Origin of the sequence: uncultured Tateyamaria sp. (assembly GCF_947503465.1) — a bacterium.
Lineage (GTDB): Bacteria > Pseudomonadota > Alphaproteobacteria > Rhodobacterales > Rhodobacteraceae > Tateyamaria.
Genome location: NZ_CANNDN010000001.1, coordinates 1,762,903 through 1,776,770, shown reverse-complemented (window position 1 = coordinate 1,776,770; position 13,868 = coordinate 1,762,903). Strand labels below are relative to the sequence as shown.

The following is a 13,868-nucleotide window of genomic DNA, read 5'->3' as shown; positions in this document are numbered from 1 at the left end:
GAACAGGGCAGTCAATCGGGTCACTCTAGACATGGCAGCGCACCTTGTGTCCGGGTTCGATCTGAATGAGGTCGGGGGCATCCACGCCCTCGAAGCGAAACATGTCCGGCCAGGAACCGGAGGATCCCGCACCCTGGGCCACCTGGGCCAGATCAATGGGGCGGCGCACATCCGGTTCCGGTTGGGCCGCGATCAGGGCCTTGGTATATGGGTGGCGCGGATTGTAAAACAAGGTCTGCGGGGGGGCCTGTTCGACCACCACACCCTGCCGCATCACCGCCACCTCATCCGCGATCCGGGCAACGACGGCCAGATCGTGGCTGATGAACAGGTAACTCAACCCCATCCCGTCGCGAATGCGCTCCAGCAGGGACAGGATCTGCTCTTGCACCGACACATCCAGGGCGGATGTCGGCTCGTCACAGACCAGCAGAACCGGGTCCAGTGTCAGGGCGCGGGCAATGGACAGACGCTGGCGCTGACCGCCGGAAAAGGCGTGCGGATACCGCTTGAGCATATCGGGATCAAGGCCGACCCATCGCAACATCTCGGCGGCCTTGTCGCGGCGCGCCATCTTGCTGCCGATACGGTGAATTTCCATCGGCTCGGTCAACGCCTCCTGCACGCGCATGCGCGGGGACAGCGACGAATAGGGGTCCTGAAACACCATCTGGGCCTGCCGCTGAAAGGCGACCTTCTGGGCGCGGCTCAACTGGTTGATGCAGACGGGATCGGCCCTCGGGTCGGCACGAAACAGCACCTCGGACCCGGCGTCGGGAACCTCGGCCCCCAACGCAATGCGCGCGCAGGTCGTCTTGCCCGACCCGCTTTCACCGACCACGGCCAATGTCTTGCCACGGGGCAGTTTCAGGGTGACGTCAACACAGGCATGCACCTGTTTCTTGGCCCGCCAGCCACCGGCGCGCACGGTATAGGTCTTGGACACGCCGTTCAGTTCCAGGATCAGATCCTCCTGCGGTATCGGATCGACCGGTTTCGGGTCCTTGGGAATCATCGGGGCGGCGGCAAACAGCTTTTGGGTATAGCCGTGGCCGGGCTCTCCCAGAACGGCAGGGGCAGGTCCGCTTTCCATGACGTGGCCCTTGTTCATCACCACGACACTGTCGGCCATGTTGGCAACAACACCCAGATCATGGGTGACAAGGATCATTGCCATGCCGGTGTCGCGTTGCAGGTCCTTCATCAGGCCCAGCACCTGCGCCTGCGTGGTCACATCCAGCGCCGTCGTCGGTTCATCGGCGATCAGCAGATCGGGCTTGGCCACCATCGCCATCGCGATCATGGCGCGCTGGCGCATGCCGCCCGACATCTCGAACGGGTAGGCGCGAAAGGCACGCTCGGGATCGGCAAAACCGACACGCTCGAACGTGGCAAGCACGTCGCGCTTGGCTTCGGCGGCGGTCATGTCCCGGTGCAGGGTCAGAACTTCGGACACCTGATTGCCGATGCGGTGCAACGGCGACAGGGATCGCATCGGCTCCTGAAAGATCATCGAAATCCGGTCCCCCCGAATGTCGCGGATCTGGCGATGCGGCAGGGTCAGCAAATCCTTGCGCGACGCACCGGTGCCAAAGATGACCTCGCCCTGACGCAGCTGCGCCGTCTTGGGCAGGATGCGCAGAACCGACCGGCAGGTCAGCGTCTTGCCTGACCCGCTTTCGCCGACAAGGGCCAGCGTTTCACCACTGTCGACGGAAAAATTGACACCCGCCACAACAGGCGGGGCTTTGCCAAACCCGATCGACAGGTCTTTCACGTCCAGAAGCGGGGCCATTCAAGGTCCTTTGTTAGCGCGCACAGGCTGATACCACTCAACCCGATTTCCTTTGTCACGTCCATACACGGGAAAGTCGCGGAAATGTGCTGTCGTTCCATCACGTTTTGCCCCATCTAGGGTAAAAACAAAGGAAACGATCATGCAACAAAGCCGCCTTGACCTGTTTGTCGACCGCATGGTGTCCCAGCGTGCGTGCCTGGATCACGCGGCTGCGCTGATCGCGGATATGCCGGGACCGGTCTTTGAACTGGGCTTGGGCAACGGGCGGACATATCATCATATGTGTCATATCATGCCTGAACGTGACATTTACGTGTTTGAACGGGCCGTTGCCTCGCATCCCGACAGCACGCCGCCGGACGACAGGGTTCTGCTGGGCGATGTTTTTGACACGCTGCCCGAGGCGCAGCGGCGTTTTGGCCCTACGGCTGTTCTGATCCATGCCGATCTGGGCGGCCACAACCGGAAAAAGAACGATATCTTTGCGCAAAACGTATCGCCCGTGATCGAACCGCTGTTGGCGGTGGGCGGTCTGATGGTGTCTTCGGACAAGATGTATTTCGACCACCTGGTCGAACAGGCTCTGCCCGACGGTGCGGTGCATGGGCGCTGCTTCATCTATCGCCGCGACGTTTGACCGGCGACCGGCCTGGCTGAAATCGACCCTTCGGGGAGAGTTTATTCGGCAAGATGAAGAGCGGATCAGCGCCCAAGTGACGTTGCGGCGCATGTCGAAGTGCTTGCCCTTTTTCTGTGCACGCCTAGGCTGAACCCTGCGCCAGGTGGAGGAGCCTGCGCGGATGTCATGCACGGGCGGAGGGACCATGAGCGACAAGATTGCCTATTCACGCGAGGGCGATATCGCCGTTCTGACCGTTCAAAATCCGCCTGTGAATGCGTTGAGCCATGCCGTGCGCCAGGGCCTGTGGGACCGCATGGACCAGGCCGAGGCCAACGACGGCGTCCGCGCTGTCCTGATCGTGGGCGACGGGCGCGCCTTCTTTGCAGGCGCCGACATCACCGAATTTGGCAAGCCGCCGCTCGAGCCGCATCTGCCCGACCTGATCAACCGGATCGAGGCGTCGCCGCTGCTGGTGGTGGCGTCGATGCACGGTGTGTCGCTGGGCGGCGGGCTTGAGGTGGCGTTGGGCTGTCATTACCGAATTGCCGTGCCCTCCGCCAAGGTGGGCCTGCCCGAAGTGCATCTTGGGCTGATCCCGGGGGCCGGAGGCACACAGCGTCTGCCACGTCTGACGGGGGTCGAGGCGGCGCTGGATGTGATGACCACGGGCCGCCACATCGGTGCGGGCAAGGCACATGATCTGGGCATCATTGATGTCGTCAGGGATGGCGACCAGGTGCACAACGGCCTGGCCTACACGCAGAAGCTGCTGGATCAGGGCGCGTCGCGCCGCCCCGTGTCCGAGATGGCGCCACCCGCCGCCATCGATTGGGATGCCGCGTTTGAGGCGATCCTGGCCAGGGGGCGCGGCCAGATTTCCCCTGCCTGGTGTGTGCGTGCGGTGCAGGCATCGGTCGAAAAACCCTTTGCCGAGGGGCTGAAAGCCGAGCGCCAGATATTCTACGACCTCATGCAGACCGATCAGCGCCAGGGCATGATCCACGCGTTCTTTTCCGAACGGGCCGTCAGCACCCTGCCCGAGTTGAAGGACGTCAAACCCCGCGCCGTGCAGCATATCGGCGTTATCGGCGGCGGCACCATGGGGGCAGGGATTGCCACGGCGGCCTTGCTCGCCGGGCTCGAGGTCACCCTGCTGGAAATGAGCGCCGAGGCCGGCCAAGCCGCCCGCGACCGCATCGAACGCAACCTGTCGGGTGCCGTCAAGCGCGGCAAGATCACCCCCACCCAGCACGATCAGATCCTGACCCACACGCTGGTCGTCGTGACCAACTATGACAGGCTGAGCGATGCTGACCTGGTGATCGAGGCCGTGTTCGAGGACATGGACGTCAAGAAACAGGTCTTTGCCCAGCTTGACCGCGTCTGCAAGCCGGGCGCGATCCTTGCCTCCAACACCTCCTACTTGGACATCGACGCCATCGCGGCGACCACCTCGCGCCCCGGCGATGTGCTGGGCCTGCACTTCTTCTCTCCCGCCCACGTCATGAAGCTGCTTGAGGTGGTGGTCGGCGACAAAACCGCGCCCGAGGTCACGGCGACCGGCTTTGCGCTGGGCAAGATGCTGAAGAAAATCAGCGTCCGCGCGGGCGTCTGCGACGGCTTCATCGGCAACCGTATCCTTGCCACCTACCGGCAGGCCGCCGACCAGATGATCCTCGACGGCGCGTCCCCCTACGACATCGACGCGGCCCTCGAAGAATTCGGCTTTGCCATGGGCCCCTTCGCGGTGGCCGACCTTGCCGGGCTCGACATCGGCTGGGCCGTGCGCAAACGCAAACGCGCCGAGGGGCACGCCCCCAAACGCGACGCAACTTATGCCGACACGCTCTGCGAACAGGGCCATTTCGGCCAGAAGACGGGCAAGGGGTACTACGACTATGCCGCAGGCAACAAGGCCCGCGTGCCCAACCCAGACGTGTTGCCGATGATCGAAGCCGACCGCGCACGGCTGGGCATCACGCCACGCGCCTTCACGCACGAGGAAATCGTGCGCCGCTACATGGCCGCCATGGTGAACGAAAGCGCAAAGGTCGTCGGCGAAGGCATCGCGCGCCGCCCGCTCGACGTCGATATGACACTGCTCTTCGGCTACGGCTTCCCGCGCTACCGGGGTGGCCCGCTCAAATGGGCGGACATCGTCGGCCTCGAACCGCTGCTGAACGACATCAAATCCTACGCCACCGAAGACCCCGACTTCTGGGCCCCCGCGCCCCTCTTGGAACAACTGGTGGCGGCGGACAAAACCTTCGATGACCTGAACAAAAAGGGCTGAGATATGGACCTGAGCTACTCCCCCGACGAACACGCCTTCCAAAACGAAGTGCGGCAATTCCTGGCTGACGAACTGCCCGCAGACATCGCCGAAAAGGTCCGCCTGGACACGGACCTGACCAAGGACGACATGGAACGCTGGCACGCGATCCTGAACAATCGTGGCTGGCTGGCGCAGAACTGGCCCAAGGCATTTGGCGGCGCCGAATGGTCTGCGGTCCAACGACATATCTACGACACCGAAGCCGCCGACGCCAACGCCCCCCGCATCGTGCCGTTCGGTCTCTCGATGCTCGGCCCCGTCCTGCAAAAATTCGGATCGAAAGAGCAACAAGACCACTGGCTGCCCCGTATCCTCGACGGCACCGACTGGTGGTGCCAGGGCTATTCCGAACCCGGCGCAGGCTCCGACCTCGCCTCGCTGAAAACCAGGGCGGTGCGGGACGGCGACCACTATATCGTCAACGGCCAGAAGACATGGACGACGCTGGGGCAATTCGCCAACATGATCTTCTGCCTTGTCCGTACGGACCCGGATGCCAAACAGCAGGAAGGGATCAGCTTCCTGCTCATCGACATGGACACACCCGGGGTCGAGGTGCGGCCCATCATCCTGCTCGACGGCTGTCACGAGGTGAACGAGGTCTGGTTCACGGATGTGCGGGTTCCCGCCTCCAACCTCGTGGGCGAGGAAAACAAGGGCTGGACCTATGCCAAGTACCTGCTCACCCACGAACGCACCGGCCTTGGCGGCGTCGGGTTCTCCCAGGCGGGTCTCAAGACGGTCAAACGCATCGCCAAGGCCGCCAATCACAACGGCAAACCGCTGATCGAAAACCCCCATTTTGCCGCGCGCGTCGCACAGGTGGAAATTGACCTGCACGCCATGGCCACCACAAATCTGCGCATCATCTCGCAGGCTGCAGCGGGCGAGGCACCGGGGCTGGAAGCGTCCATGCTCAAGGTCAAAGGGTCCATTATCCGACAGGAAATCAACGACCTGGCGCGTCGCGCCGTCGGCCCCTATGCCATGCCCTTCGCCTCCGAAGCGGTGGAAGGGGCCAATGACCGCATTCCCGACCCGCTCGACGCGGGGCCCGTTGCAGGGCAATACTTCAACAATCGCAAGCTCTCGATCTTCGGTGGCTCCAACGAAATCCAACGCGGCATCATCGCCAAAGTGACCATGAGCGGAGGCGCATGATGGACTTCAACCTCACCGAAGAACGGCAGATGCTGCAAGACACGTTGCGGCGCTACCTGCGGGAACAGTACGGCACCGCACGGCGGAACGAAATCCTCGCCTCGGACACCGGGTTCTCGCCCGACATCTGGGTGGAACTGGCGGACCTCGGCGTCCTCGGCGCGCTGTTCACCGAGGACATGGGCGGCTTTGGCGGCGCAGGGTTCGACATCGCCGTGGTGTTCGAGGAACTGGGCCGGGCAGGCGTCGTCGAACCCATCCTCGACAGCGCACTTTTCGGCGGTCGCCTCCTCGCAGCGGCGGGCAAGACGGACCTCGTCGAACAGGTGATTGGCGGTGCGCTGCACCTTGCCGTCGCCCACGGCGAACCCGACAGCCGCTATGACCTCGACCACGTGAACACCACCGCGAATGACAACGCACTCACAGGCCGCAAGGCCGTCGTGATGAACGCCGAAGCCGCCGATCACCTGATCGTTTCGGCCAAGGACGGCGATACAATCGCGCTTTACCTCGTGAACAAGGATGCGACAGGTCTGGACATCCAGGGCTACCCCCTCCTTGCCGGGGGCCGCGCCGCCGAGGTCACGCTGGACAACACGCCCGGCGAGCCGCTTGGCCTGACGCTCACCGACTATGAGGCCGCCAACCGCCTCGCCCTTATCGCACAATGCGCCGAAGCGCTGGGTGCCATGGAAACCGCCACCGCGCTCACCAAGGACTATCTGATGACGCGCAAGCAATTCGGGCGGCCCATCGGCACCTTCCAGGCGCTTGCCCACCGCATGGCGGATCTGTTGATCGAGCTGGAACAGGCGCGCTCTGCCGTGATCAACGCCGCCGGCTATATCGACGACGCGCGCGCGGACATGCATCTGTCGGCCTCGAAAAACCTGATTGGTCGCATCGGCCGTCTGGTGGCCGAGGAAGCGATCCAGATGCATGGCGGCATCGCCATGACGCAGGAATACGAACTGGCCCATATCGCCAAGCGCATCGTCATGGCCGACCACCGGTTCGGCGACACTGACTACCACCTGGAGCGGTTCATTGCCCTCTCTGCCGCCTGAAGGGCCGGGGATCATCCGCGACGAGACGGGTGCGCAAACGCTGCTGGGCTATGTCGTGGACATCCGCGAAGCGGACGGCGTGTCGCGCTGCTGGCTCGACATCGGCGCGCAGCATGGCAACCGCCACGGCGGGCTGCATGGGGGCATCATGTCCGCGATGCTCGACAACGCCATGGGCTTTGCCGCCGCGCGGACCGGCAATGACGATGGCAGCAGCAAGGTGGCGACCCTGACAATGACGACCAACTACCTCGCCCCCGCCAGTGGCGGAGTGGTGGTCGCCACGGGCGAGGTCGCAGGCGGCGGACGCAGCACCATCTTTACCGAAGGGCGGCTTGAGGACGAAAGCGGCACCGTCCTTGCCACGTCCACGGGCGTCTACAAGCGGGTCCGGGGTGGATAGCGTCTATGACCTCCTTGCCCATCAGGTGGCAACCCGGCCCGATGCGCTGGCCTTGGAAGATGTCACAGGCGCGCGCCTGACCTATGCAGACCTGAGCACCGCCGCAGGCGAGATTGCCGAAGTGCTGAAAACCAAGGGCATCGAACAAGGCGACCGCGTCATGATCGTGTCCGAGAATTGCGCCGCCAAGGTCGCGGCCCTCTTTGCCACATGGGCCTTGGGGGCCATCGCCGTTCCGGTGAATGCCCGCCAGACCGCCGCCGAAATCGACCGCGTCGATGCCCATGCCGCGCCCAAGGCAGTGTTCTTCACCACACAGATCTCGCCAGACGCGAAAAAGCACAGCATCACCGCACAGAAAAAAATCGCAGATTTAGACGCCAGCACCATATCCGGCATATGGGGAGAGATATCGCTACACTGTCCCCGCGGGGACAGTTTCCCCAGGGACAGCGACGTTGCCGTCCTCCTTTATACCACCGGCACCACGGGCGATCCCAAGGGCGTCATGCTCACCCATGCCAACGTCCGCTTCGGCGGCAAGACCAGCGCCGAGTTGCGCGGCATGACCCACGACGACCTCATCTATGGCGTGCTGCCCACCACGCACGTGTTCGGGTTGTGTTCGGTCGTCGTCGCTGCCATCCACGCCGGTGCGCCCGTGCGTCTGGTGCCGCGCTTTGTCGTGGCGGATGTTTTCGACGCGCTCCGCGACGGCATCACCCTCTTCTCCGCCGTGCCGCAAATGCACGCGCTTCTGATGGCCCACGCCAAGGCGCTTGGCGAGACAGCACTCGGTTCCAGAACGCTTCGCTACGTGTCCTCGGGTGCTGCACCACTGGACCCAACTTGGAAACGCGAGGCCGAGGCGTTTTATGGCGTCGCGATCCAGAACGGCTATGGCATGACCGAGAGCACCGCAGGAACTGCGGCGACGCGGAACGTGCTTGGGGACCCCGACACGTCCGTCGGACCTGCGTTGCCGGGGATCGAGATCGCCATTGATGAGCGTGTTCCGGGGGGTGAAGTCCTGACCCGCGGACCGCATGTGATGAAAGGGTATTTTCGAAATCCCGATGAGACCGCGAAGGTGCTGAGCGATGATGGCTGGTTGCGCACAGGGGACCTCGGGCAGATTGATGAGGCTGGCAAGCTGCACATTCTGGGGCGCGCAAAAGAGTTGATCATTCACGGGGGGTTCAACGTATTCCCGCCCGAGGTGGAGGCTGCGCTCAACGACCATCCGGACGTCGTGCAGGCGGCTGTGGTCGGGCGCGCCGTGGGGGGGGACGAAGAGGTGCTGGCCTTTGTTCAGGTTCCGGACGGAAGCGTATTGATGGAGAATGACCTGCGCGACTTCGTCAAGGGACGGCTGGCCGGGTACAAGCGGCCTGCGCGCTACGTGTTGGCTTCGCACTTGCCTGCGGCGCCAACCGGCAAGATCCTCAAGCACAAGCTGATCGAGACCTTTGCGGAGCAGTTGGTCTGACGCACAGGCGCGCGGCGCGTGTCCCGGTCCGCTTTCTGTTCAGGAACGCTGTTACGTCCAGACCCCCTCCGCTGCGGCGCGGATGTTGCGGATGTTGTCACCGTAAGGGGCAGGATCGCTGACGGAGCCGCCCCGGAAGACGGCGGAGCCTGCGACCAGCACGTCTGCGCCTGCCCTGGCCACGATCGGCGCAGTTGTCGGGTCCACGCCGCCGTCGATTTCGACATGCACAGGGCGGTCGCCGATCATGGCGCGCAACGCTTTGATCTTGTTCGACATATCGATGAACTTCTGACCGCCGAAGCCGGGGTTCACCGTCATCACGCAGACCAGGTCGACCATGTCCATCACCTCTTCCACCGCCGCGGCGGGGGTGCCGGGGTTGAGGGCCACACCCGCTTTCATGCCCGCGCCCCGGATGGCTTGCAGCGTGCGGTGGATGTGGGGCCCGGCCTCGACATGGGCGGTGAGCACGTCAGCGCCTGCATCCGCAAAGGCATCGATATAGGGATCGACGGGCGCGATCATCAGATGGACATCCATCACGCCCTTGATATGGGGGCGGATCGCCGCGCAGGTGGCTGGACCGAAGGTTATGTTCGGCACGAAATGGCCGTCCATGACATCGACATGGATCCAGTCCGCGCCCTGGTCGCAGGCAGCGGCGCATTCCGCGCCGAAATTGGCGAAGTCAGCGGCGAGGATGGAGGGGGCGATCTTGATCGAGCGGTCGAAGGGCATGGGCGCTGTCCTTTGTCTGGTGTCCGGCCCCTATACTATCTGTCCGGGATGGCGGAAAGGGCAGGTGCCTCCGGCGGGCATATTTGAGGAACAATGAAGATGTGCCGTTTCGCGCGTGAGGTCCGGGCGGTTTCTGAGGGGCGTACATCATAATTAGTTTGACAATTGAATTAATGGGCGCAAGGGTGGGGATCAGGGAGGATGTCGATGTATCTCGGACTTGATCTGGGCACGTCGGGTGTGAAAGCGCTGCTGGTCGATGGCGACGGGCATGCGGTCGGCGGTGCCGATGCCACCTATGACGTGTCGAACCCGGCCGCGGGTTGGAGCGAGCAGGACCCTGACGACTGGGTGCGGGGCGTAGGCACCGCGTTGGCCGCGCTGCGGGCCAGGCATCCGGCTGCGTATGGTGCTGTGCGCGCCCTGTCCTTTTCGGGTCACATGCACGGGGCGGTCATGGTTGACGCAGATGGCGCTGTGCTGCGCCCCTGCATTCTGTGGAATGACACGCGCAGCCATGCCGAGGCATCCGCCATGGATGCCGACCCGGTGGCGCGCGCCATCAGCGGCAATATCGTGTTCCCGGGATTTACCGCGCCCAAACTGGCCTGGGTCGCAGTGCATGAGCCCGAGATCTTTGCCCGGGTGGCGCGGGTCATGTTGCCCAAGGATTACCTGTTGTGGTGGCTGACAGGCCGCTTTGCCACGGAGATGTCGGATGCGGCGGGCACTGCGTGGCTGGATGTGGGCGCGCGGGATTGGTCGGAGGACCTTTTGGCGCTGGGCGGACTGCGCCGGGACCAGATGCCGGACCTTCTGGAGGGCACCGACGTCGTGGGCGAGGTGCAGCCGGCCCGTGCCGATCTGGGCCTGCCTGCGGGGTGCAAGGTGGTGGCCGGGGGCGCGGACAATGCGGTGGCCGCGTGCGGCGTGGGCGCGTTGGGCGAAGGCGATGGTTTCGTGTCCCTCGGGACGTCGGGCGTCGTGCTGGCAGGGCGCGATCGCTATGCGCCGGATGCGGCAACGGCTGTTCACACCTTTTGCCACGCCGTGCCCGGGCGGTGGTACCAGATGGGTGTGGTGTTGGCCGCGACAGACAGCCTGAACTGGTTGAGCCGGGTCACGGGGCAAGGCGCAGGCGATTTGTCCGCTGCGTTGGGTGATACGCTGCATGCGCCGGGGGATGTGAAATTCTATCCCTACCTGTCGGGCGAACGGACGCCCCATAATGATGCCGCTGTGCGGGGCGGGCTGACGGGGCTGGATGTCGCCACGGGCCCGCAGGACCTGACCCGGGCTGTCATGGCCGGTGTCAGCTTTGCCTTGCGTGACAGTTTCGAGGCCCTGAAAGCCACCGGTGCGCAGCTGTCATCGGCCCTTGCCATCGGGGGTGGCAGCCGGTCGGAGTACTGGACGCGCATGCTGGCCACGACCCTGAACATTCCGCTGGAACGCCCGGACGAGGGTGCCTTTGGCGCCGCCCTGGGCGCTGCGCGCATCGCGATGTGCGGTGACACGGGCGCGGACCCCGGCACCGTGATGACAAAACCCCCGGTCGTTGATGTGATAACCCCGCAGGCGGACCTGATTGCCGCCTATGACGACGCCTATTCTGCCTTTGCAGGCGCTTACTCCAAACTGAAAGCCATGCCATGACCACTGGATTCTTTGACGCCGTCCCGCCCGCCACCTTCGAGGGACCGGACAGCACCAACCCGATGGCCTTCCGCCACTACAACTCCGACGCGGTGGTGATGGGCAAGCGCATGGAGGATCATCTGCGCTTTGCCGTCGCCTATTGGCATTCCCTTGCTTGGGAGGGGGGTGATCCGTTTGGCGGGCAGACGTTCATTCGCCCCTGGCATCCGCAGGACGATATGGGGCGGGCCAAGATGAAGGCCGATGTCGCCTTCGAGATGTTCGAGCGGTTGGGTGTGCCGTTCTTTTGTTGGCATGATGCGGATATCCGGCCGGAGGGGGCGACGTTTGCAGAAAGCCTGGATCGGCTGAACGAGATCACCGATTACTTCGGGCCCAAGATGGAAGCGACCGGGGTGGGGTGTTTGTGGGGGACCGCCAACATGTTCAGCCACCGTCGCTGGATGGCGGGCGCGTCAACCAACCCGGACCCGGATGTCTTTGCCTATGCTGCCGCCACCGTGAAAGGGTGCATGGATGCGACCCGGAAGCTGGGCGGCCAGAACTATGTCCTGTGGGGCGGGCGCGAGGGGTACGAGACCTTGCTGAACACCGACATGGGCCGGGAGCTGGACCATATGGGCCGGTTCCTGTCCATGGTGGTCGAGTACAAGCACAAGATCGGGTTTGAGGGCCAGATCCTTGTCGAGCCGAAGCCGCAGGAGCCCAGCAAGCATCAGTATGATTTCGATGCGGCGACCTGTGTCGGATTTTTGCGCAAATATGGCCTTGAGGGCGAGGTGAAGCTGAACCTGGAGCAGGGCCATGCCATTCTGGCCGGACATTCGTTCGAGCACGAGATTGCGGTGGCCGCATCGGAAGGGATGCTGGGGTCCATCGACATGAACCGCAACGACTACCAGTCGGGGTGGGACACGGACCAGTTCCCCAACAATGTGCCCGAGGTGGCGCTGTGTTACTACCACATCCTGAAGGCCGGGGGGCTTGGCCTGGGTGGTACGAATTTCGACGCCAAGCTGCGCCGCCAGTCGTTGGATGCCGAGGATTTGATCGCCGCCCATGTGGGCGCCATGGACATCTGTGCGCGGGGGTTGAAAGCTGCGGCGGCGATGATCGAGGATGGTGGATTGGACGACGCCTTGGCGGCCCGCTATGCCGGGTGGGGGACCGCCGAGGCGCAGGCCATGCTGAAGAGCGATCTTGCGACGATTTCGGATCGTGTCATTGCCGAGGGGATCGCGCCGCAGCCCCATTCGGGCCGGCAGGAGATTTTGGAGAACTATGTTTCGCGTTTTGTGTAAGGCGCTTGTTTTGGCGGTGATGGCGGCCCCGGTGTGGGCCGCCGATTTGCCGTTCGAAGAGCCCGTGTTTCCAGACGTGAACAGCGCGCAGGTCGAATTGGGCCGGTTGCTGTTCTATGATCCGATCCTGTCTGGGTCGAAGACGGTTAGCTGTGCGACCTGTCACCATCCGAGGTTCGCGACAGGCGACGGGGTGTCGCTGGGTCTGGGCGATGGCGCGACGGGCCTGGGGCCGGACCGCGTGGCCGATCCCGAGAACCTGCCGGAACAGCGCATTCCGCGCAACGCGCCGCCGCTGTTCAATCTGGGCGCGACAGAATTCACCGTGTTCTTCCACGATGGCCGGTTGGAGGTGGACGCAAGCCGCCCGTCGGGCATCCGCACGCCCCTGGGCGCGGAGATGGAGGCGGGCTTTGCCTCGGCCCTGTCGGCGCAATCCATGTTCCCGGTGCTGTCGGCGGACGAAATGGCGGGGCACTACAGCGAAAACGAGATTGCCCAGGCCGTGCGGCAGGGGCTGATCACCGGCACCGGCGGCGCGTGGGACCTGCTGTCGCGACGGATCGCGGCAATCCCGGACTACCGCGCGCGGTTTGACAGCGTGATCGGGGACGACCCCATCCATTTCACGGACATTTCCGACGCGGTGGCCGCCTTCCTCGATTTCGAATGGCGCGGTGTGGCCAGCCCGTTTGACCTTTATCTGCGCAACGGAACCGAAATGGATCCGGCGGCCATGCGCGGTATGGACCTGTTTTACGGCAAGGCGGGGTGCGCCGATTGCCATTCGGGCCGGTTCCAGACCGACCACGGCTTTCATGCCATTGCCATGCCGCAGATCGGACCGGGCAAGGCCGCCCGGTTTGAAAGCCATGCACAGGACACGGGGCGGATGCGGGTCACCGGAGACCCAGAAGACGCCTATGCGTTTCGCACGCCGCCCCTGCGCAATGTCGCGCAGACGGCGCCGTACGGTCACAGCGGGGCCTATGCCACGCTGAAAGGCGTGGTGCAGCACCACCTTGATCCGGTTGCCAGCTTGCGCAATTACGACATCGGTCAGGCCGTGATGCCCGGGTTTCAGGCCGACGACATGCGGGTGCTGAGCGATGAGGACGAGCTGAACGCCATCGCCGCTGCCAACGACCTGGCCCCGACCGCGCTGTCGGAGAACGAGGTGGACGACATTCTCGCCTTTCTCAACGCGCTGACCGATCCACAAAGCATCCGCGGCGCGCTGGGCATTCCGTCCGCGGTGCCCAGCGGGCTGCCGATCGACAAATGAGTGC

General features: G+C 64.0%; 11 protein-coding genes. 9 read left to right on the top strand and 2 right to left on the bottom strand.

The features are described from left to right. Nucleotides 1-25: 25 nt before the first annotated feature. The gene (locus Q0844_RS08965) at nt 26-1,795 is read right to left on the bottom strand and encodes an ABC transporter ATP-binding protein (protein ID WP_299044044.1); all 1,770 of its coding nucleotides are present in this window, start codon (nt 1,793-1,795) and stop codon (nt 26-28) included. Between the two features lie 142 nt (nt 1,796-1,937). On the opposite strand from Q0844_RS08965, the gene Q0844_RS08960 reads away from it, so the two are divergent. The 6 genes from Q0844_RS08960 to Q0844_RS08935 all read left to right on the top strand — a co-directional run bounded on the left by Q0844_RS08960 (nt 1,938) and on the right by Q0844_RS08935 (nt 8,878). Next, a complete protein-coding gene (locus Q0844_RS08960) occupies nt 1,938-2,435 on the top strand; it encodes a class I SAM-dependent methyltransferase (protein WP_299044042.1) in 498 nt (165 codons plus the stop codon). A gap of 187 nt (nt 2,436-2,622) precedes the next feature. Continuing rightward, the gene (locus tag Q0844_RS08955; protein WP_299044041.1) at nt 2,623-4,713 is read left to right on the top strand and encodes a 3-hydroxyacyl-CoA dehydrogenase NAD-binding domain-containing protein; all 2,091 of its coding nucleotides are present in this window, start codon (nt 2,623-2,625) and stop codon (nt 4,711-4,713) included. A gap of 3 nt (nt 4,714-4,716) precedes the next feature. After that, a complete protein-coding gene (locus tag Q0844_RS08950) occupies nt 4,717-5,916 on the top strand; it encodes an acyl-CoA dehydrogenase family protein (protein WP_299044039.1) in 1,200 nt (399 codons plus the stop codon). Further along, nucleotides 5,916-6,986 carry an acyl-CoA dehydrogenase gene (locus Q0844_RS08945; protein WP_299044038.1) on the top strand — a complete coding sequence of 357 codons (1,071 nt, stop codon included), beginning with the start codon at nt 5,916-5,918 and terminating at the stop codon, nt 6,984-6,986. Before Q0844_RS08950 ends, Q0844_RS08945 begins: the two co-directional genes overlap by 1 nt. Then, complete coding sequence (locus Q0844_RS08940; protein WP_299044036.1) at nt 6,967-7,389, top strand: PaaI family thioesterase; 423 nt, start codon at nt 6,967-6,969, stop codon at nt 7,387-7,389. Before Q0844_RS08945 ends, Q0844_RS08940 begins: the two co-directional genes overlap by 20 nt. Continuing rightward, on the top strand, nt 7,382-8,878 hold the full coding sequence (locus Q0844_RS08935; RefSeq protein ID WP_299044034.1) for a class I adenylate-forming enzyme family protein: 1,497 nt from the start codon (nt 7,382-7,384) through the stop codon (nt 8,876-8,878). The genes Q0844_RS08940 and Q0844_RS08935 overlap by 8 nt, the downstream gene beginning before the upstream one ends. A 51-nt stretch (nt 8,879-8,929) precedes the next feature. Here Q0844_RS08935 and rpe read toward each other — a convergent pair whose 3' ends face one another. Next, the gene (gene rpe / locus Q0844_RS08930) at nt 8,930-9,619 is read right to left on the bottom strand and encodes a ribulose-phosphate 3-epimerase (RefSeq protein WP_299044032.1); all 690 of its coding nucleotides are present in this window, start codon (nt 9,617-9,619) and stop codon (nt 8,930-8,932) included. 207 nt (nt 9,620-9,826) lie between these two features. On the opposite strand from rpe, the gene xylB reads away from it, so the two are divergent. Genes xylB through Q0844_RS08915 form a run of 3 tightly spaced genes read left to right on the top strand, consistent with a single transcriptional unit; the run spans nt 9,827 to nt 13,864 of the window. Then, nucleotides 9,827-11,275 carry a xylulokinase gene (xylB, locus tag Q0844_RS08925; RefSeq protein WP_299044030.1) on the top strand — a complete coding sequence of 483 codons (1,449 nt, stop codon included), beginning with the start codon at nt 9,827-9,829 and terminating at the stop codon, nt 11,273-11,275. After that, on the top strand, nt 11,272-12,579 hold the full coding sequence (gene xylA, locus Q0844_RS08920) for a xylose isomerase (RefSeq protein WP_299044029.1): 1,308 nt from the start codon (nt 11,272-11,274) through the stop codon (nt 12,577-12,579). Before xylB ends, xylA begins: the two co-directional genes overlap by 4 nt. 19 nt (nt 12,580-12,598) lie before the next feature. After that, on the top strand, nt 12,599-13,864 hold the full coding sequence (locus tag Q0844_RS08915; protein ID WP_299044027.1) for a cytochrome c peroxidase: 1,266 nt from the start codon (nt 12,599-12,601) through the stop codon (nt 13,862-13,864). The last annotated feature ends 4 nt before the right edge of the window (nt 13,865-13,868 follow it).

Coding starts and splice junctions, on each gene's coding strand:
- Q0844_RS08965 (WP_299044044.1), bottom strand. CDS start 1,795: ATGGCCCCGCTTCTGGACGTGAAAGACCTGTCGATCGGGTTTGGCAAA.
- Q0844_RS08960 (WP_299044042.1), top strand. CDS start 1,938: ATGCAACAAAGCCGCCTTGACCTGTTTGTCGACCGCATGGTGTCCCAG.
- Q0844_RS08955 (WP_299044041.1), top strand. CDS start 2,623: ATGAGCGACAAGATTGCCTATTCACGCGAGGGCGATATCGCCGTTCTG.
- Q0844_RS08950 (WP_299044039.1), top strand. CDS start 4,717: ATGGACCTGAGCTACTCCCCCGACGAACACGCCTTCCAAAACGAAGTG.
- Q0844_RS08945 (WP_299044038.1), top strand. CDS start 5,916: ATGGACTTCAACCTCACCGAAGAACGGCAGATGCTGCAAGACACGTTG.
- rpe (WP_299044032.1), bottom strand. CDS start 9,619: ATGCCCTTCGACCGCTCGATCAAGATCGCCCCCTCCATCCTCGCCGCT.
- xylB (WP_299044030.1), top strand. CDS start 9,827: ATGTATCTCGGACTTGATCTGGGCACGTCGGGTGTGAAAGCGCTGCTG.
- xylA (WP_299044029.1), top strand. CDS start 11,272: ATGACCACTGGATTCTTTGACGCCGTCCCGCCCGCCACCTTCGAGGGA.
- Q0844_RS08915 (WP_299044027.1), top strand. CDS start 12,599: ATGGCGGCCCCGGTGTGGGCCGCCGATTTGCCGTTCGAAGAGCCCGTG.